This window comes from Lentzea sp. NPDC036955 (assembly GCF_055608005.1).
In genome coordinates this window covers 291,452-308,506 of record NZ_JBVJRC010000007.1, presented here as the reverse complement: position 1 = coordinate 308,506, position 17,055 = coordinate 291,452, and the positions used below count along the sequence as shown (strand labels likewise).

At 70.8% G+C, this 17,055-nt stretch carries 18 protein-coding genes; 13 read left to right on the top strand and 5 right to left on the bottom strand.

Translation table 11 applies throughout. The features are described 5' to 3' along the window. Positions 1–143: 143 nt before the first annotated feature. A complete protein-coding gene (locus ACZ7CF_RS25190) occupies positions 144–656 on the bottom strand; it encodes a hypothetical protein (RefSeq protein ID WP_360390672.1) in 513 nt (170 codons plus the stop codon). 21 nt (positions 657–677) lie between these two features. After that, on the bottom strand, positions 678–1,220 hold the full coding sequence (locus tag ACZ7CF_RS25185) for a GNAT family N-acetyltransferase (protein ID WP_470370722.1): 543 nt from the start codon (positions 1,218–1,220) through the stop codon (positions 678–680). A 70-nt stretch (positions 1,221–1,290) separates the two neighbouring features. On the opposite strand from ACZ7CF_RS25185, the gene ACZ7CF_RS25180 reads away from it, so the two are divergent. The 4 genes from ACZ7CF_RS25180 (at position 1,291) to ACZ7CF_RS25165 (ending at position 4,694) form a co-directional block, all read left to right on the top strand. Further along, a complete protein-coding gene (locus tag ACZ7CF_RS25180; RefSeq protein ID WP_360390667.1) occupies positions 1,291–2,490 on the top strand; it encodes a winged helix-turn-helix domain-containing protein in 1,200 nt (399 codons plus the stop codon). A gap of 91 nt (positions 2,491–2,581) precedes the next feature. Continuing rightward, positions 2,582–3,568: an aldo/keto reductase gene (locus tag ACZ7CF_RS25175; protein ID WP_470370721.1), complete on the top strand. Its 987-nt coding sequence runs from the start codon at positions 2,582–2,584 to the stop codon at positions 3,566–3,568. A 4-nt stretch (positions 3,569–3,572) separates the two neighbouring features. Next, positions 3,573–4,181 (top strand): TetR/AcrR family transcriptional regulator, encoded by a 609-nt coding sequence (locus ACZ7CF_RS25170; RefSeq protein WP_458430695.1) that lies wholly within the window; start codon positions 3,573–3,575, stop codon positions 4,179–4,181. An 18-nt stretch (positions 4,182–4,199) separates the two neighbouring features. Beyond that, positions 4,200–4,694, top strand: coding sequence for a hypothetical protein (locus ACZ7CF_RS25165; RefSeq protein ID WP_360390659.1), 495 nt, complete (start codon positions 4,200–4,202; stop codon positions 4,692–4,694). Between the two features lie 136 nt (positions 4,695–4,830). On the opposite strand, the gene ACZ7CF_RS25160 is transcribed toward ACZ7CF_RS25165, so the two are convergent. Both ACZ7CF_RS25160 and ACZ7CF_RS25155 read right to left on the bottom strand, forming a co-directional pair. Then, positions 4,831–5,733 (bottom strand): DUF4097 family beta strand repeat-containing protein, encoded by a 903-nt coding sequence (locus ACZ7CF_RS25160; protein ID WP_360390656.1) that lies wholly within the window; start codon positions 5,731–5,733, stop codon positions 4,831–4,833. Positions 5,734–5,738: 5 nt separating this feature from the next. After that, the gene (locus tag ACZ7CF_RS25155) at positions 5,739–6,263 is read right to left on the bottom strand and encodes a toxin-antitoxin system HicB family antitoxin (RefSeq protein WP_360390654.1); all 525 of its coding nucleotides are present in this window, start codon (positions 6,261–6,263) and stop codon (positions 5,739–5,741) included. Between the two features lie 56 nt (positions 6,264–6,319). On the opposite strand from ACZ7CF_RS25155, the gene thyX reads away from it, so the two are divergent. From thyX to atpB, 8 genes are all read left to right on the top strand, one after another. Continuing rightward, positions 6,320–7,024, top strand: coding sequence for an FAD-dependent thymidylate synthase (gene thyX / locus ACZ7CF_RS25150; RefSeq protein ID WP_458430696.1), 705 nt, complete (start codon positions 6,320–6,322; stop codon positions 7,022–7,024). Between the two features lie 5 nt (positions 7,025–7,029). Continuing rightward, the gene (locus tag ACZ7CF_RS25145; RefSeq protein WP_470370720.1) at positions 7,030–7,431 is read left to right on the top strand and encodes an ACT domain-containing protein; all 402 of its coding nucleotides are present in this window, start codon (positions 7,030–7,032) and stop codon (positions 7,429–7,431) included. Between the two features lie 72 nt (positions 7,432–7,503). Continuing rightward, the gene (locus ACZ7CF_RS25140; protein ID WP_458430697.1) at positions 7,504–8,946 is read left to right on the top strand and encodes a serine/threonine-protein kinase; all 1,443 of its coding nucleotides are present in this window, start codon (positions 7,504–7,506) and stop codon (positions 8,944–8,946) included. A gap of 2 nt (positions 8,947–8,948) precedes the next feature. Beyond that, positions 8,949–9,362, top strand: coding sequence for a hypothetical protein (locus tag ACZ7CF_RS25135; RefSeq protein ID WP_470370719.1), 414 nt, complete (start codon positions 8,949–8,951; stop codon positions 9,360–9,362). Between the two features lie 54 nt (positions 9,363–9,416). Beyond that, on the top strand, positions 9,417–10,028 hold the full coding sequence (locus ACZ7CF_RS25130) for a TIGR03085 family metal-binding protein (protein ID WP_360390641.1): 612 nt from the start codon (positions 9,417–9,419) through the stop codon (positions 10,026–10,028). A 20-nt stretch (positions 10,029–10,048) separates the two neighbouring features. Continuing rightward, positions 10,049–10,945, top strand: a complete 897-nt coding sequence (dapA, locus tag ACZ7CF_RS25125) for a 4-hydroxy-tetrahydrodipicolinate synthase (protein WP_458430699.1) — start codon at positions 10,049–10,051, stop codon at positions 10,943–10,945. Then, on the top strand, positions 10,942–12,621 hold the full coding sequence (locus tag ACZ7CF_RS25120; RefSeq protein WP_360390636.1) for a ribonuclease J: 1,680 nt from the start codon (positions 10,942–10,944) through the stop codon (positions 12,619–12,621). The genes dapA and ACZ7CF_RS25120 overlap by 4 nt, the downstream gene beginning before the upstream one ends. A gap of 90 nt (positions 12,622–12,711) precedes the next feature. Then, the gene (gene atpB, locus ACZ7CF_RS25115; protein ID WP_360390633.1) at positions 12,712–13,515 is read left to right on the top strand and encodes a F0F1 ATP synthase subunit A; all 804 of its coding nucleotides are present in this window, start codon (positions 12,712–12,714) and stop codon (positions 13,513–13,515) included. A gap of 4 nt (positions 13,516–13,519) precedes the next feature. On the opposite strand, the gene ACZ7CF_RS25110 is transcribed toward atpB, so the two are convergent. Next, positions 13,520–14,134, bottom strand: coding sequence for a class I SAM-dependent methyltransferase (locus tag ACZ7CF_RS25110; RefSeq protein ID WP_360390630.1), 615 nt, complete (start codon positions 14,132–14,134; stop codon positions 13,520–13,522). Positions 14,135–14,273: 139 nt separating this feature from the next. Between ACZ7CF_RS25110 and ACZ7CF_RS25105 the strand changes: the two genes are divergently transcribed. Beyond that, positions 14,274–17,045 carry an AfsR/SARP family transcriptional regulator gene (locus ACZ7CF_RS25105; RefSeq protein WP_458430701.1) on the top strand — a complete coding sequence of 924 codons (2,772 nt, stop codon included), beginning with the start codon at positions 14,274–14,276 and terminating at the stop codon, positions 17,043–17,045. Positions 17,046–17,055: the final 10 nt, after the last annotated feature.

Here is a 17,055-nt window from a genome sequence, read left to right as displayed (position 1 = left end):
GCTGGATCATCCGGCTCTCACCCGTTTGCACGTGGCTTTGTCCGGTGCGGGCTCGCTAGTTTGAGGCACGTGCTGAAGGAGACCCGTGTTGTGTTCGCCGCGCTCGTGATCGCGTTCTCGGTGGCGGTGTCGATCGTGTTCGGCTAGAGCCACGCCATGATCAGGCCGGGTGAGGCGCACAGGAGGCTGAACCTGGCGAACCGGCCGACCAGCCCGGTGACCACGAAGACCAGCGTGGACATCCCGGCGAGGCCGGCGAGGACGCTCGTCGCCATGAACGGCGGCAGACCCACCAGCGAGCTGACAGCGTGGGTGCCGGCCATCCAGTTCGGGTGCGCCCGGCACTTCACGTGGATCCAGTCGCCCCACCGGTGCATGCGGGTGCCCTCGCCGAACCAGCGCTGCGCCAGCGTTGGCTTCGTGCGCTCTTTCTTCTTGCGGTGCAACCACTTCGGCAGCTGGATGTCACCGCGCGCCGCGTAGAAGTACACCAGCTTGCCCAGCACCTGGCCGACGGCGACGACGAGCCCGACCACCCAGAACGGGAGGCCCGGCCAGCGCGCGCCAAGCCCCACCACCCACGCTTCGATGCTGATGAAGGGGAGGAGCGCGGAGCCGAGAGCGATGCCGAAGGTGAGGCCCACCAAGCCGAACACCCGCCCGAGGCTACACAGTTCTCAGTCGCCGAGTCGGACCTCGAGCGGACCGGACAGCCGCACCTCGCGCAACGGACGACCGCCCGCGTCCAGGGTGCGCACCGTGCCGTCACCCGTCCAGCCCAGTCGCTCGTAGAAGTTCCGCGACGCCTTGTCGGCCTCGGGGACCCACGCGATCCCCCTGGTGGCGCCTGCTTTCTCAAGCTCGCGGCACGCTTCGGCGACGAGCCGGGTGCCGTGGCCGCGGCGGCCCCAGCGGGGTTCGGTGAGCACGCTCAGCAACGCGGTCGTCGCGGCGTCCTCGGGCAGCGACCCGTCCGCCCTGGCGACCTCGTCGTCCGGGGCCTTGGTCGCCACGGCGAAACCGACGGTCCATTCGCCCTCAGTCGCCACGAGCACGGCGCCGTTCTGCACGGCCAGCGACCACGCCTCGTCCGTGTCGAGCGTGCTCAGCACGTCTTCCGGCAGCAGTTGCGCGTAGGCGAGGCGCCAGGTCTCGCGGTGGATGCGGATGATCTCCGGAACGTCGTTCGCGGTGGCGGTGTGCACGCCGGCGTCGGCCATTGCCGCACCTTATCGGCCGTCCCCCGGGGAATTGTCAGGGGTGCGTGGCAGCATCGACGGGGTGCAGAGGATGAGTGCGGACGTCGCCCGGCGGATCGCCCTGGGGGCGCAGGGTTTCACGGACGGGCGGCCGTCAGCGGCCACGCGCAGGCACCTGCAGCGCGTGCTGTCGCGGGTGCAGCTGTTGCAGATCGACTCGGTGAACGTGGCGGTGCGCGCGCACTACATGCCGTTGTTCTCGCGGCTGGGTGCGTACGAACCGGTGCTGCTGGACGACGCGGCGTGGACGCATTCGGCGCGCAGGCCGCGGATGCTGGTGGAGACGTGGGCGCACGAGGCGTCGCTGGTGCCGGTGGCCGACTGGCCGCTGTTCCACTCCGGGGCGAAGAAGCGCGGCTGGTGGCAGAACTACCAGACGATCGTGGACCGTTCGCCCCAGCTCGTGGACGAGGTGCTGGCGGCGGTCAAGGAGCTCGGCCCGATCGGCGCGGGCGCGCTGGAGAAGGCGCTGATGGGCGACACGGGCCGGGCGAAGGGTCCGTGGTGGGACTGGTCGGAGGTCAAGCGGATCTGCGAGGTGCTGTTCGGCGTCGGCGTGCTGACGACGGGCACGCGCCGCGGCTTCGAACGGCTCTACGACCTCACCGAGCGGGTCATCCCGCCGGACGTGCTGGCGCGGCGGCTGAGTCCGGAGGAGGGCGCGCGTGAGCTGGTCACGCGGGCGGCGGTGGCGCTGGGCGTTGCCACGGAACCGGACCTGCGCGACTACTACCGGCTCGACCCGCGGCGCTCGCAGGCGGCGGTGGCCGAGCTGGCGCAGGAGGGCGTGCTGGAGCCGGTGGCGGTCGACGGCTGGCGCGGTCCTGCCTACCGGCACGTCGAGGCGAAGGCGCCGCGCCGGGTGACCGGGCGGGCGCTGCTGTGCCCGTTCGACCCGCTGATCTGGGAACGGGCCCGCACCGAGCGGATCTTCGGCTTCCGGTACCGCATCGAGATCTACGTGCCGGAGCCGCGGCGGGTGCACGGCTACTACGTGTTCCCGTTCCTGCTGGACGGCCGGCTGGTGGCGCGGGTCGACCTCAAGGCGGACCGGGCAGCGGGGGTGCTGCGGGTGCAGTCGGCGTTCGCGGAACCGGAGGTGGACCGGCCGCGCGTGGCGGCGGAGCTGGCGGCCGAGCTCGCGCACATGGCGGAGTGGCTGGGCCTGGAGGACGTGCTGGTCGTGCCGAAGGGAGATCTGGCAGGCGAACTGGCGGCCGCGCAGGCGTGAAGCGCGGAGCGTACAAATAACGGCTGACAGATGTTGAAATCTGTCATCCCAAGGTGCATAGTCGACCTCAGCCACAGAGGAGGAGTTCGTCATGCAGAAGCGTCAGCTCGGCAGCACCGGCCCGGTCGTGTCCGCGCTCGGGTTGGGCTGCATGGGCATGTCCAACGCGTACGGACCGGCCGATCGGGACGAGAGCATTGCCACGATCCACGCCGCCCTGGACGCCGAGGTCACGCTGCTCGACACCGGTGACTTCTACGGTCAGGGCCACAACGAGCTGCTGATCCGCGAGGCGATCAAGGGCCGCCGCGACGAGGTCCAGCTCAGCGTCAAGTTCGGCGGCATGCGAGACCGCGCGGGGGCGTTCATCGGGTTCGACACCCGGCCCGCGGCGGTGGCCAACTTCCTGGCCTACTCGCTGGAGCGGCTCGGCACGGACTACGTGGACGTCTACCGGCCGGCGCGGCTCGACCCGGCCGTGCCGATCGAGGAGACGGTCGGCGCGATCGCCGAGCAGATCGAGAAGGGGTGGGTGCGGCACATCGGGTTGTCGGAGGTGGGCGCGGAGACGCTGCGCCGGGCGCACGCCATGCACCCGATCACGGACCTGCAGATCGAGTACGGCGTGCTCAGCAGGGGCATCGAGGCGGAGATCCTGCCCACGGCCCGGGAGCTGGGCATCGGCATCACCGCGTACGGGGTGCTGTCGCGCGGGCTCATCTCGGCCACGCCGAGCAAGGAGTTCGCGGCGAACGACTGGCGCAGCCACACGCCGCGGTTCCAGGGCGACAACCTCACCCACAACCTCGGCCTGGTCGAGAAGCTCGCCGGGATCGCCGCCGACAAGGGCGTCACGGTGGCCCAGCTGGCCATCGCGTGGGTGCTGGCGAAGGGCGACACCGTGGTGCCGCTGATCGGCACGACGAAGCGTGCGAGGCTGGGCGAGGCGATCGGCGCGCTCGACGTCGAGCTCACCGAGCAGGAGCTGCGGGAGATCGACACCGTCGTCCCGGTCGGGGCGGCCGCGGGCACGCGGTACGCCGCCGAGCAGATGGCGATGCTGGACAGCGAGAGGTGAGGACGTGGCGGAGGCGTTGACCGGGGAGGCGATCCTCGTGGCGACCGAAGAGGTCCTGCGCAGGTACGGGCCGGCCAAGGCGACGGTGGTCGACGTCGCCAAGGCGCTCGGGGTGAGCCACGGCAGCGTCTACCGCCACTTCCCGACCAAGGCGGCGCTGCGGGAGGCCGTGACGCGCCGGTGGCTCGACCACACCCACCGGGAGTTCGCCGCGATGTCGGACCACGGGGGCAGCGCGTCCGACCGGCTGCGCGCGTGGCTGCAGGAGCTGTTCGACCGCAAGCGGCGCGCGCACCTGGAGGAACCCGAGCTGTTCGAGACGTTCCAGGTGCTGGTCAAGGAGAGCGACAGCATCCCGGAGTACCACGTCGGGCACATGGTGGAGCTGCTCGCGCGCATCATCCGCGCGGGAGTGGAAACCCAGGAGTTCATGGCGGACGACGTCGCTGTGACGGCACAGGCGGTGTGGGACGCGACGGACCGGTTCCACCACCCGAGCCACGCGCCCGAGTGGGGGGATCCTCACATTCAGGCCGCGTTCGACGCCGTCGTCTCCCTGGTGATCGCTGGACTGCGGTACAACCGAGGTCCGAGTTCCGCAGGCGATGCTTGAGGGTCACGGAGGTGAGCGGTGCCGCCTGACGAGTGGATCGACCTGCTGGGAGCGCCCGAGCGGCGTCCGGACCCGGTTGACTGGGACGCCGTCCGGGCACGGCTGGGCACACCCCTGCCGACCGACTACGTGCACCTCGCGGAGGCGTACCCGCCGCTCATCGTGGGCGGCTACGTCCGCATCCTGCACCCCACGGCACGTGCGGGGTTCATGAACTGGATGTCGCAGGCGCCCAAGGTCCTGCGGGCGGTGCGGCGCCAGCCGGGGCTGCGGGCCCACCCGGAGCAGCCGGGGCTGCTGCCGTGGGGCACGACGCTGGGCGGCGACCACTGCCTCTGGTACACCGCCGGCGAGCCGGACGAGTGGACCGTCGTGATCACGGACCTGCGGCAGAGCTGGTCCTACGACGGCACGTTCTCGTCGTTCGTGCGGAAGTTCCTGACCGGGGAGATCCGCTGCCCGATCTTCCCGGACGACGTCCCCGGCGGCTCAAAACCGTTCCAGGAGCCCTAGCCCGAAGTGCACGCGGGGAGCTTTCGTACTCCACTGGAGCACGGGAGGTCCCCGCGTGCGGTCCGCCGAAGCGGAAGTCACGCGGGAGTCCCGCGTTTCCCTTAGGGGAACGCGGGGCCCCTGCGTTCCCCTGGGGTCAGCTTGTTGCGGCGGTTACCAGGGCGGTGCCGCTGCCGGTGCGGCCGGTGACGGACAGCGCGGCCTCGCCCAGCGGCTCCGCGGAGACGTCGAGGTCGCTGCGCGCCGCACCGGACGTGGACACCAGGTCGATCTTGGCCAGCGTGCCGGAGCGGATGCCGACGCGGATGTTGCCCGAGCCGGTGCCGAGCTGGATGTCGCCCGCGGCGGCGTCGGCCACGGTCAGGTCACCGCTGCCGGTGCGCACCATGACGTCACCCTGCACCGCGCCCAGCCACACGTCGCCGGTACCGGTGATGAGCACGGCGTTGTCACCCACGGACGACACCTCGACGTCACCGCTGCCGGTCTTGGCCTTGAGGCGGGCGAGCATCGTGCCGAGGCGGACCGTGCCCGACCCCGAGTTGATCTTCGCCTCGCCGGTCGCGCGGTCGACGTTCACCGCGCCGGTGCCGGTGTTCAGGTCGACCCGGCCGGCCTCGCCGGTCACCGACACGTCGGCGGCACCGGTCTTGGACTGCACGTGCGAGCCCGCCGGTGCCGTCACGACGACCGACAGCGGCACCGCGCGCAACGGCAGCGCCTTCGACGACTCGATGCGCAGCCGGTTGCCCAGCAACTCCACGCGGGCGTCCCGCACGGCCTCCTCCGGCCCGGCGACCGGGGTGCCCCGGTCGGAGCCGAACTGGCCGCTGACCCAGCTGAGCACGCTCGACAGGCCCTCGGTCCAGGTGTTGCCCGCCGCCGGGTCGTGGCGCACCTCGACGTGCACGCCCGGTTCGTTGACCAGGTGCACCTGCACCCGGCCGCTGAGCAGCGAGATGTCGATCTCCGCGACACCCGCGAACTCGAAGCTCTGCTGCCGCACGACGGCGGTCGGCCCACTCGACGGATCGGTCATCCCGCTCACCCCTGCACCCATCCGCGGACGCGCGAGCCGGAGCCGCCCTGTCCGCTCGGCCCCTTGTGCTGCTGCTTCCAGTGCTCGCGGTGCTTGCCCTGGATGGCACCGCCGACGGCCTGCTGGATGAACGAGTTCAGCGACACACCCTGGGCGGCTGCGGCCTGCTCGGCCTTCGCCTTCAGCTCGTTGATCATCCGCAGCGTGATGCGGCTGATGTCACCGGTGGCGTCACCGGCGACGTACGGTGGTGGCACGTCCTGCTGCGGCCCGCTGTCCTGCTCGGGGGCCGAACCGGTGACGACCACCTGGACGTCGCGGCCGGCCAGCCTGACCTCCACGACCTGGCCGTCCAACGAGGCGGTGACCTCGGCTGCCAGGTCCGACAGTGCGTTCATGATCGCCAGTCGCGCGGCTGGCTCGAGCGCTGCGGACAACGCGGCGGCCGTTCGACGGGTGCTTTCGTCCCCCGCAGATGCGGCCGTCGCCAGGTCCTCGCGCAGTGACGCGATGTAGGGCGACAGATCCATGACATCACTATGACGTCACTCGTGGTGTCGCGCAAGCACCGGCTAGTGTCGGCACCATGCCGAGAGTGCGTTTGGTGGCGAAAACCGAGTTCATCCCGCCGGACGACGTGCCGTGGACGACCGACGCGGACGGCGGCGCGGCGCTCGTCGAGTTCGCCGGACGGGCCTGCTACCAGTCCTGGGACCGCTCCAACCCCATGACGAACACGAACGCGACGTTCCTGCACCACCTGCTCGACGTCGGGCACCTGGCCGCGTTCGAGCACGGCAGCGCCACCCTCTACCTGACCGAGCTGCCCCGCTCGCTCACCCACGAGCTGATCCGGCACCGGCACTTCTCGTACTCGCAGCTCTCCCAGCGCACCGACCCGACCGACGTCGTCGAGCCCGCGCTGATCGCGGCGGACCCCGAGCTGCACGCGCGGTTCGTCGCGGCCACCGACGCCAGCCTGCGCGCCTACGAGGACCTGGTGCACAGCCTGGAGAAGACCGTCAACGGCCGGCGCGCGCGGCAGATCGCCCGGTCCGTGCTGCCGAACGCGACCGGCACCGAGATCGTCGTCACGGGCAACTACCGCTCGTGGCGGCACTTCATCGCGATGCGCGCCACCGAGCACATCAACGTGGAGCTGCGCGAACTGGCCGTGGCGTGCCTGCGCGAGCTGACGAAGGCCGCGCCGAACGCGTTCGCCGACTTCGTCGTCTCGACACTCCCGGACGGCACCGAAGTTGCCTCCAGCCCGCTGGTCGTTGAAGGCTGACGGTCATGAAGCGGCTCATCGTGGACGTCCGCCCCGGCGGGTACACCGTCACGCGCCTGGCACCCGGCACCCCGCTGCCCGCAGGGCTGCTGGACCTGACCGACGTCCTGGTGTCCGTGACCAGGACCCCGGACGAGGTGTCGGTCATCGCGCCGTCGTCGTTCGAGCTGCCCGTCGGCACCGCCGAGGAGGGCTGGCGGCTGCTCACCGTGCGCGGGCCGCTGGAGTTCACCCTGACCGGCATCATGGCCGCGCTGGCCGGTGAGCTGGCGGCGGCGGGCGTCCCGTTGTTCGCGCTGTCCACTTACGACACCGACCACCTGCTGGTGAAGCAGAGCGACCTCGACCGCGCTGTCGTCGCGCTGCGTGCCGCAGGTCACGAACTGGTTGTAGCGCCGGAAGCGTAGGAACCGATCCTCCAGTCGGCGGGTCTGAAGTACCGTCAACGCCCCCCGGTTCCGAGGTCGTAGGAGCGCACGTTGCACGGACAGGCTGTCGAACCGCGCGTCATCGCGGGCAGGTACGCCCTGGTGGCCGAGCTCGGCCGCGGTGGCATGGGCATCGTGTGGCGCGCACAGGACCGTCACATCGGGCGCTTCGTCGCCATCAAGGAACTGCACCTGCCGGACGGCCTCGCGCACGAAGAACGCCGTGTGCTCGAAGAGCGCGCTCTGCGTGAAGCGCGCACGGCCGGCAAGTTGAACGACCCCGGCATCGTGACCGTCTACGACGCGATCAACGAGAACGGCACGACGTACATCGTCATGGAGCTGGTCGAGGCGGCCACGCTCTCGACGTTGATCAGCACGCACGGCCCGATGCCGCCGAACCAGGTCGTGTCGATCGCGCTGCAGGCGTTGTCCGCGCTGGAGACCGCGCACCAGGCGAAGATCGTGCACCGCGACGTCAAGCCCGGCAACCTGATGGTCCGCCCGGACGGCAAGCTCAAGCTCACCGACTTCGGCATCGCCCAGGCCGTGGACGACCCGCGCCTCACCACCAGCGGCAGCCTCATCGGCTCGCCCGCCTACATGGCACCGGAACGCATCCACGGCCACGAGGCCGGCCCCGCGTCCGACCTGTGGGCGCTGGGCGCGACGCTCTGCTACGCCGTCGAGGGCTGGAGCCCGTTCGAGCGCTCCTCCACGGCCTCCACGCTGCACGCGATCATGAGCGAGACCCCGCGCTTGACCAGGGCCACCGGCGTGCTCGGCGCGGTGATCACCGGTCTGCTGATCGCCGACCCGAACGCCCGCCTGTCCGGCCCGCAGGCCCGCGCCATGCTCTCCAGCATCGGCAACCAGCCCACGCCGCCCACCGGCATCCCGCCGGTCGCGACGCAGCAGTACCAGCAGAACACCGCGGCCGTGGACCCGGCGAAGAAGAAGCGAACCCGCATCATCGCGTCGGTGGCGGCCGCGGCCATCGCCGTCGCGGCGTTCGTCGGCGGCATCTACACGCACAGCTGGTTCACCTCGCCCACGAGCGGCGGCACCAGCGCCATGACCTACGGCGAGGGCGGCGAGGTGCCGGTGTTCGCCCTGTACGAGAACTACTGCGGCGTCGGTGAGGTCGCGCCCACCAAGCAGCTCGACTCCGACGCCCGCGAGGAGTGCGACAAGCCGCACGACTTCGAGGTGTTCGACGCGATCGACCTGCTGCCGGTGTCGTCGAGCCTCCCGGACGCGGCCTACCCTGGCGTCGAGGCGCTGAAGGACGTCGGCATCCCGCGCTGCCAGTTGATGCTGGACTCGCAGTGGATCAAGGACGGCTCGAAGCTGAAGATGTCCGTCCTGGTGCCCTCGCAGTCGGCGTGGGAGAAGGACAAGAGCGGCAGCGCCCAGCGCAAGGTCTTCTGCGTCGCCGGCGCCAAGGACGGCAGCAAGCTCGACGGCAGCATCAGCGCGAAGAAGGACAGCTGACGGTGAAAAGACGGATCATCTCGTTGTTGCTGGTCCTCGGCTGCGCGGCCACGTTGCCCGCGTGCGCGAACAACGAGGACAGGTTCGTCTCCGAGCTCAAGGCCGCCGGTTTCACCAACCCCGGCGAGCCCAGCACGGAGAAGGAGAAGAAGACCAAGAAGATCGGCAAGCGCACGGTCAAGTCCTCGGAGAAGACCATCGAGGTCGTCGTCCGGGTGAAGGGCTGCGACCTGGAGTTCGCCAAGACCTCCGGCCAGTCCGGCTACTGGCTGGACGAGCTGCACGTCAACGGCCAGGAACCGGACTGGCCCGACTACCCGGAGAACCTCACCCGCGCCCAGACCGTGTCCCTGCTGGCCGGCGGCTCGGCCAAGCCGGCGGGCTTCACCGGCTGCTACAGGCCGAACGAGCCCTGACCCGGCTGTGGTGCAATGGAGGCGTTGCGCTGAGCCCGGCCAGGAGGACATGACGTGGGTCTAGCCCGCGACGAACGCAAAGCGCTCGTCGACCTGATGACCGAGCTCGGCCCGGACGCGCCGACCCTGTGCAGCCCCTGGCTGACCAGGGACCTCGCCGCCCACCTGGCGATCCGCGAGCGCCGCCCGGACACCGCGCCGGGCATCCTCGTGCCCGCGTTCGCCAAGTGGACGGAGAAGGTCCAGGGCGAGTACGCGCACAAGGCGTGGAGCGAGCTGCTCGACCTCGTGCGCACACCGCCGTTCTGGATCCAGCCGGTCGACGAGCTGATCAACGCCGGCGAGTACTTCGTGCACCACGAGGACGTGCGCCGCGCACAGCCCGACTGGGAGCCACGCCCGTACGACGCCTCTCGCGAACGCGCGCTGTGGAAGCTGCTGCCGCTCACCGCGCGCATGACCTACCGCTCGTCGCCCGACGGGGTGACTTTGGTGCGGCCCGACGGCGAGCACGTCGTGGCCAAGCCGGGCGCGAACGGCGTGGTGATCACCGGTGAGGTGGCCGAGCTGGTCCTGCTGGCGTTCGGGCGCGACCAGGCGCGCGTCGAGTACAGCGGTGACGCCGCCGCCGTGGCACGCGTGCGGTCGGTGAACCGAAGTGTGTGACCTCGGGTAACGTTCCGCGCATGTCCGGAAGCCCGTACGCTGGGCCGAACCGCCCGTTCGGCCGCGTTCTCACCGCCATGGTCACGCCCTTCGACACGCGTGGCGAGGTCGACCTCGCCAAGGCGCAGGAGCTGGCGAAACACCTGGTGGACTCCGGCAACGACGGTCTGGTCGTCAACGGGACCACGGGGGAGAGCCCGACGACCACCGACCGGGAAAAGGCCGCGCTGATCACGGCGGTCGTCGAGGCCGTCGGCGACCGGGCGACCGTGGTGGCGGGTGCGGGCACTTATGACACGGCGCACAGCATCCACCTCGTGCAGCAGGCCGAGAAGGCGGGCGCGCACGGGGCACTGGTGGTGACGCCGTACTACTCGCGGCCGCCGCAGGAGGGGCTGCTGGCCCACTTCACGGCCGTGGCGGACGCGGCCGGGCTGCCGGTCATGCTCTACGACATCCCGCCGCGTGCGGTGGTGCCGATCGAGGTCGACACGATCCTGCGGCTCGCCGAGCACCCGCGGATCCTCGCCGTGAAGGACGCCAAGGGCGACCTGCACGCGGGCAGCCGGGTGATCGCGAGCACCGACCTCGCCTACTACTCGGGCGATGACCCGCTGAACCTGCCGTGGCTCGCCGTGGGCGCGGTCGGGTTCGTGAGCGTCATCGGCCACCTCGCCGCAGACCGCCTCCGCGACATGGCCGACGCCTACGAGAGCGGGGACGTGGTCAGGGCGAGGGAGCTCCACGAGTCGCTGCTGCCGCTGCTGCGACCCTTCCGCCGGGTTCCCGGCGTTACGTACACGAAGGCGGCGCTGCGCCTGCGCGGACTCGACGTGGGTGACCCGCGTCTTCCGCTCGTGCCGGCCGCCGCCGAGGACATCGAGGCCATCGCGGCCGAACTGGGAGTCAACGCGTGACCCACTCGACCGAACTGCCACCCGCACTGCCGGAAGGCGGCCTCCGCGTCGTCGCACTCGGCGGAATTGGCGAGGTCGGCCGCAACATGACCGTCTTCGAGCACGCCGGCCGGCTGCTCGTGGTCGACTGCGGCGTTCTGTTCCCCGAGGACGACCAGCCGGGCGTGGACCTGATCCTGCCCGACTTCCGCGCCATCGAGGACCGGCTCGACGACATCGACGCGATCGTCCTGACGCACGGTCACGAGGACCACATCGGTGCCGTGCCGTTCCTGCTGAAGCTGCGCCCCGACGTGCCCGTGGTCGGCTCGCGCTTCACGCTGGCGCTGCTCGCCGCCAAGTGCAAGGAGCACCGCCAGAACCCGCGGCTCGTCGAGGTGAAGGAGGGCGAACGCCACCCCTTCGGCCCGTTCGAGCTGGAGTTCTTCGCCGTCAACCACTCGATCCCGGACGCGCTGGCCGTCGCCATCCGCACCGCCGCGGGCCTGGTGCTGCACACCGGTGACATCAAGCTCGACCAGCTGCCGCTCGACGGCAGGCTGACCGACCTCGCCGGGTTCTCGCGGCTGGGCGACGAGGGCGTGGACCTGTTCCTCGTCGACTCGACGAACGCCGAGGTGCCTGGTTTCGTGGTGCCCGAGCGCGAGATCGGCCCGGTGCTCGAGAACGTGATCCGCAAGGCGGACCAGCGGGTCATCGTCGCCTGCTTCGCCTCGCACGTGCACCGCGTCCAGCAGGTCCTCGACGTGGCCGTGCAGTACAAGCGCAAGGTCGCCTTCGTGGGCCGGTCGATGGTCCGCAACATGGGCATCGCGTCCGAGCTGGGCTTCCTGAACGTGCCGGACGGCCTGTTCGTCGACCTCGACGTGGCCATGCGGATGGAGGAGGACGAGGTCCTCTTCGTCTCCACCGGGTCGCAGGGCGAGCCGCTGTCGGCGCTGTCGCGCATGGCCCGCGGTGAGCACCGGCAGATCTCGATCCGCGAGGGCGACACGGTGATCCTCGCGTCGTCGTTGATCCCCGGCAACGAGAACGCGGTCTTCAACGTCGTCAACGGCCTCGCGAAGCTCGGCGCCACCGTGGTGCACCAGGGCAACGCCAAGGTCCACGTCTCCGGCCACTCGCCCGCGGGCGAGCTGCTGTTCCTCTACAACGCGGTGCGCCCGTCGAACGTCATGCCGGTGCACGGCGAGTGGCGCCACCTGCGCGCGAACGCCGCTCTGGCCGTGGCGACCGGTGTGGCCGAGGACCACGTCGTGATCGCCGAGGACGGCGTCGTCGTCGACCTCGTGGATGGCAAGGCCGCCGTGAGCGGACGTGTCGTCGTCGGTCACGTGTACGTCGACGGCCTGTCCGTGGGCGATGTGGGCGAGTCGACGCTGTCGGACCGGCTGGTGCTGGGCGAGGGCGGGTTCATCTCGATCTCCGTCGCGATCGACCGGACGACCGGCAGGGCCGTCACGGCGCCGACGATCTCCGGGCGCGGGTTCTCCGACGACCCGAAGGCGCTGGAGGCGGTCGTCCCGCTGGTGGAGATGGAGCTGGCGCGCACCGAGGCCGAGGGCATCACCGACACCCACCGGATCGCGCAGGCCGTGCGCCGCGTGGTCGGGCGCTGGGTCGCGGAGGCCTACCGGCGCCGGCCGATGATCGTGCCGACCGTCATCCCCGTCTGATCATCGGTCCGATTTCCGTGACCCTGCTGTGACCTGCGTCCCCCTCGTCCGATAAAGTTTGGTCCCAGACCTTGGACGAGGGGGACGCCCATGGCCGCAGACATCGTCTTCAACCCACCCGGCAAGCCGGACATCTACCTACCGCCGATCTTCACCTGGCACGACCCGTTCGGGCTGCCGTTCGCCCTTGAGATCACCAAGCCGATGGTGCTGCTGGCGCTGTCGATCGTGATCATCACGGTCTTCTTCCTGGCCACGACGAGGAAGTTGACGGTCGTGCCCGGCCGCTGGCAGTTCGCCGCCGAGTCGATCTACGACTTCGGGCGCAACAACATCGCACGGGAGCAGATCGGTGCGAAGGAGTTCGCGCCGTACGTGCCGTTGATCGTCAGCATCTTCTGCTTCGTGCTGGTGAACAACCTCTACGGGCTGGTGCCGCTGGTCCAGTTCCCGACGATGACGCACTTCGGGTTCCCGGTGGCGGTGGCGCTGCTCATCGTCTTCCCGCTCTACCACTTCGTGGGCATCAGGAAGTTCGGGCTGCGCGGCTACCTGCGCAACCAGTTCGTCATCGAGGGCGTGCCGAAGCCGGTGCTGTGGGGCCTGCTGATCCCGACCGAGGTCATCCTCAAGTTCTTCTTCGACCCGGTGAACCTCGCGATCCGGGTGTTCGCGGCGATGTTCGCGGGCCACCTGCTGGTGCTCGTGTTCACCCTCGGCAGCGAGTTCCTGTTGCTGCAAACCAACGTGTGGCTCAAGCCGGTGTCATTGCTCGGGTTCGCGCTCGCCATCGCGATCGTGTTCCTGGAAGCGTTGATCCAGGTGCTCCAGGCGTACATCTTCGCCACGCTGTCGGCGCACTACATCGGCCGCGCGCTCGCCGCGCACCACTGAGCCGCTAGGGGCGCTGGCACACCAGGTGCAGCGACTCCTCGGGCATGGCGCCGGGGTAGGACGGGGTGAACACCGGCCGGCTCCGGCGCACGACCCGCAGGCCGACCTCGCCGAGGTGCGCCTCGAAGTTCTCCTCGGAGAACGAGGACACCTCGATCTCCTGCCCCATCCAGGGCAGCCGGACCTGTTCGACGTCGATCGCCACGGTGGCCAGGAAGAAGTGGCCGCCGGGCCGCAACCAGGTCGAGACGCGGCCGAGGGTGTCGATGATCTCCGCCTGCGTCATCTGCAGCAGCGAGAAGACGGCGCAGATGACGTCCCAGGAACCGGGCGGCGACTCGAAGTCGCGGATGTCGATCTTGTGGAACGTCGCGTCGGGGACCTGCTCGGTGGCGAGGTCGACCATGACGGGCGAGACGTCCAGACCGGTGACCCTCATGCCCGCCTTGGCGAGCGTGCGGGCGACCGGAACGCCGGTGCCGCACCCGATGTCGAGCACGCGCGAGCCGGCCGGCTGGGTCGCCGCGAACCAGGCGAGGGTGCCGTGCAGGGCCGGCTGGTGCGACCATGCTCGTTGGTACTCCAGCCCCAGCGTGTCGAACACCTCGGCCGCGTTCATCCCCGCCCCCCTCATTTCGGCCCAATCCACCTGATGTGAAGTGTGGAGAAGGGCTCTGCACGGACTCTGGATGGCTTCTGGACGAACCCTGACGGTAGGTTGCTAGCTGACTGCGGACAGCGACGAAGTGGGACAAAGGGTGCAGAACGAGTTGCGCGTCAGTCTGCTGGGCGCGCTCGCGGCGACCGTGGCCGGCCAGGAGCTCACCCTCGGGCCGCCCAGGCAGCGCGCCGTGCTGGCGGTGCTCGCGTTGCGCGCCAACCACGTCGTGTCCCGCAGTGAGCTGATCGACGCGGTCTGGGGTGACGAGCCGCCGGCCAGCGCCGACAACGGCATCCACACCTACGTCGCCGGTCTGCGGCGCCTCTTCGAGCCGGGCAGGGCCTCGCGCGCGCCGAGCTCGGTGCTGCTCTCCACGGACACCGGGTACCTGCTGAGGCTGCCCGCCGACGCGAACGACGTCGCGATGTTCCGCGCCCACCTGGACGAGGCCGGGCGGTTGCGCCGTGAGCCGGCGGCCGCCATCAGAGCGTTCGACGCCGCCCTCGGGCTGTGGCGCGGCGTTGCCCTGGAGGGTGTGCCCGGGCCGTTCGCCGCGGTCGAACGCGCGCGCCTGACCGAACTGCGGCTCACGGCCGTGGAACAGCGTGCGGCGCTGATGCTGTCCGTCGGGCGTGAGGCGGAGGTGGCGGCGGAGCTGACGACGTTGATCAACGCACACCCGCTGCGGGAGAGGCTGCACGGCCTGCTGATGTCCGCGCTGTACCGCGGTGGCCGGCAGGCCGAGGCGCTGGCGGTCTTCGCGGACCTGCGCCGGCTGCTGGTCGAGGAGCTCGGCATCGAGCCCGGTCCCGAGCTGCGGCAGCTGCACGAGCAGCTGCTGGTCGGCCGGCACGAGCCGCAGCCGGAACCGGTCGCCCCCGCGCTGGTGCCGGTCCAGCTGCCGCACGAGATCCGCGACTTCACCGGCCGTGCGAAGGAGCTCGCGAAGCTCGCCGAGGTCGTGCCGCACGACCACAACCCGGCGCTCGTCGCCATCACCGGCACCGGCGGTGTCGGCAAGACCGCGCTGGCCGTGCGGTTCGCGCACCAGGTCGCCGAGCGGTTCCCGGACGGGCAGCTGCACGTCGACCTGCGCGGGTTCGACGCCTCGTCGCCGCCGGTGCAGCCCGCCGCCGCGCTGCACCAGCTGTTGCAGAGCCTCGGCGTGCCGCCTGAGCGCATTCCGGAGGACCTGCCCGCGAAGTCCGCGCTGTACCGCAGCGTGCTGGCGGGCAAGCGCGTGCTGGTGCTGCTCGACAACGCGCGGCTGGCCGAGCAGGTCCGCCCGCTGCTGCCCGGCCGGTCGTCGTCGATGGTGCTGGTGACCTCCCGCAACCACCTCGGTGGTCTTGTCGCCCGCGACGGCGCGCACCCGGTGACGCTGTCGACGCTGACCCGTGACGAGGCGCTGGCGCTGCTGACCTCCGCCGTCGGCCCCGACCGCGTCGCCGCCGAGCCCGAGGCGGCCGCGCGGCTCGTCGAGCTGTGCGGTCACCTGCCGCTGGCGGTGCGGATCGCGGCCGAACGCGTCGTCACCCGCCCGCACCTGACCCTGGCCGACCTGGCCGGTGACCTCGCCGACGAACGCGACCGCCTCAACGTCCTCGCGACCGGCGACGACGAGGACACCGCCGTGCGCGCCGCGTTCTCGTGGTCCTACCTGGCCCTCAAACCCGACGCCGCGCGGATGTTCCGGCTCATCGGCCTGCACCCCGGTGCCGAGATCAGCCTCGCCGCGGCCGCCGCGCTGGCCGGAGTCCCCTCGTCGCGCGCGCGGACCCTGCTCGACGTGCTGGCCGGCGGCCACATGCTGGAGGAGGTCGCCCGCGGCCGTTTCCGCCTGCACGACCTGCTGCGCCTGTACGCCACCGAGCTCAGCGCCACCGAGGAGTCCGGCACCGGCCGCTCCGAGGCCGTGACCCGCCTGCTGCGGTGGTACGCCGACACCGCGAACGCCGCCGGTCTCGCCATCTCCCCGCCCGACCACCCGGCGTTCCTGTTGCCGCCGCTGTCCACTCAGGACTTCACGTCGCACGACGACGCCTTCGGCTGGTGCCGCGCGGAGTCCGCGAACCTGCTCGCCGTGACCCGCCTCGCCGAGGACGCGCACTCCTCCACCGCCTGGCAGATCCCCGTCGCGCTGTGGAACTACTTCATCGTCTCCAGCGCGCTCGACGAGTGGACCCGCACCTACCGCGTCGCCGAACGCGCCGCCGCCGTCGACGGCAACCAGGCCGCCCGCGCCTGGGCGGTGCACGGCCTGGGCCTCGCCGCCTGCCGCGGCCAGCGCTTCGCCGACGCGCTGGAGCTCTTCGACCGGGCCCTCGCACTCCGCCGCGACATCGACGACCGCGTCGGCGCCGCCTGGAGCCTGACGGGCCTCGGCATGGCCTACGGCGGCCTGCGCCAGTTCGACCTCGCCGTCGACCGCTTCCGCCTCGCACTCGACCAGCACGCCGCGGTCGGCTCGTGGTTCGGCGAGGGCGGCACGCGGCTGTTCCTGAGCGACATCCTGCGGTCCGCCTGCCAGTTCGAGGCTTCTCTCGCGTCCGCACGGATGGCTTACGACCTGATGGACTCCCACGGCGCCGTGCACGGCAAGGCGATGGCGCTGGTGAGCATCGGCCGCGCCCAGCTCCGCCTCGGCGCACGCGCCGAGGCCCGTGACTCGTTCCGCACCGCCGTCGAGGCCCTGCGGGTGCTGGGGGACCGCAAGAGCCTGGCGGAGGCGCTGCACGGTCTGGGGGAGACCAGCTCCGGGCAGCCCGAGGTGGCGCGCACGCACCTGCTGGAAGCGCTGACGATCTACGAGGACTACGACCACCCGTTGACGGCGGAGGTCCGGGCCCGGTTGCACGAGCTGGCCTAGGAGCACCCGG

Excerpts from the sequence above, each read along its gene's own strand:
- ACZ7CF_RS25175 (WP_470370721.1), top strand. The coding sequence starts at position 2,582 with ATGCAGAAGCGTCAGCTCGGCAGCACCGGCCCGGTCGTGTCCGCGCTC.
- ACZ7CF_RS25155 (WP_360390654.1), bottom strand. The coding sequence starts at position 6,263 with ATGGATCTGTCGCCCTACATCGCGTCACTGCGCGAGGACCTGGCGACG.
- atpB (WP_360390633.1), top strand. The coding sequence starts at position 12,712 with ATGGCCGCAGACATCGTCTTCAACCCACCCGGCAAGCCGGACATCTAC.
- dapA (WP_458430699.1), top strand. The coding sequence starts at position 10,049 with ATGTCCGGAAGCCCGTACGCTGGGCCGAACCGCCCGTTCGGCCGCGTT.
- thyX (WP_458430696.1), top strand. The coding sequence starts at position 6,320 with ATGCCGAGAGTGCGTTTGGTGGCGAAAACCGAGTTCATCCCGCCGGAC.
- ACZ7CF_RS25185 (WP_470370722.1), bottom strand. The coding sequence starts at position 1,220 with ATGGCCGACGCCGGCGTGCACACCGCCACCGCGAACGACGTTCCGGAG.
- ACZ7CF_RS25110 (WP_360390630.1), bottom strand. The coding sequence starts at position 14,134 with ATGAACGCGGCCGAGGTGTTCGACACGCTGGGGCTGGAGTACCAACGA.
- ACZ7CF_RS25180 (WP_360390667.1), top strand. The coding sequence starts at position 1,291 with ATGAGTGCGGACGTCGCCCGGCGGATCGCCCTGGGGGCGCAGGGTTTC.
- ACZ7CF_RS25160 (WP_360390656.1), bottom strand. The coding sequence starts at position 5,733 with ATGACCGATCCGTCGAGTGGGCCGACCGCCGTCGTGCGGCAGCAGAGC.
- ACZ7CF_RS25145 (WP_470370720.1), top strand. The coding sequence starts at position 7,030 with ATGAAGCGGCTCATCGTGGACGTCCGCCCCGGCGGGTACACCGTCACG.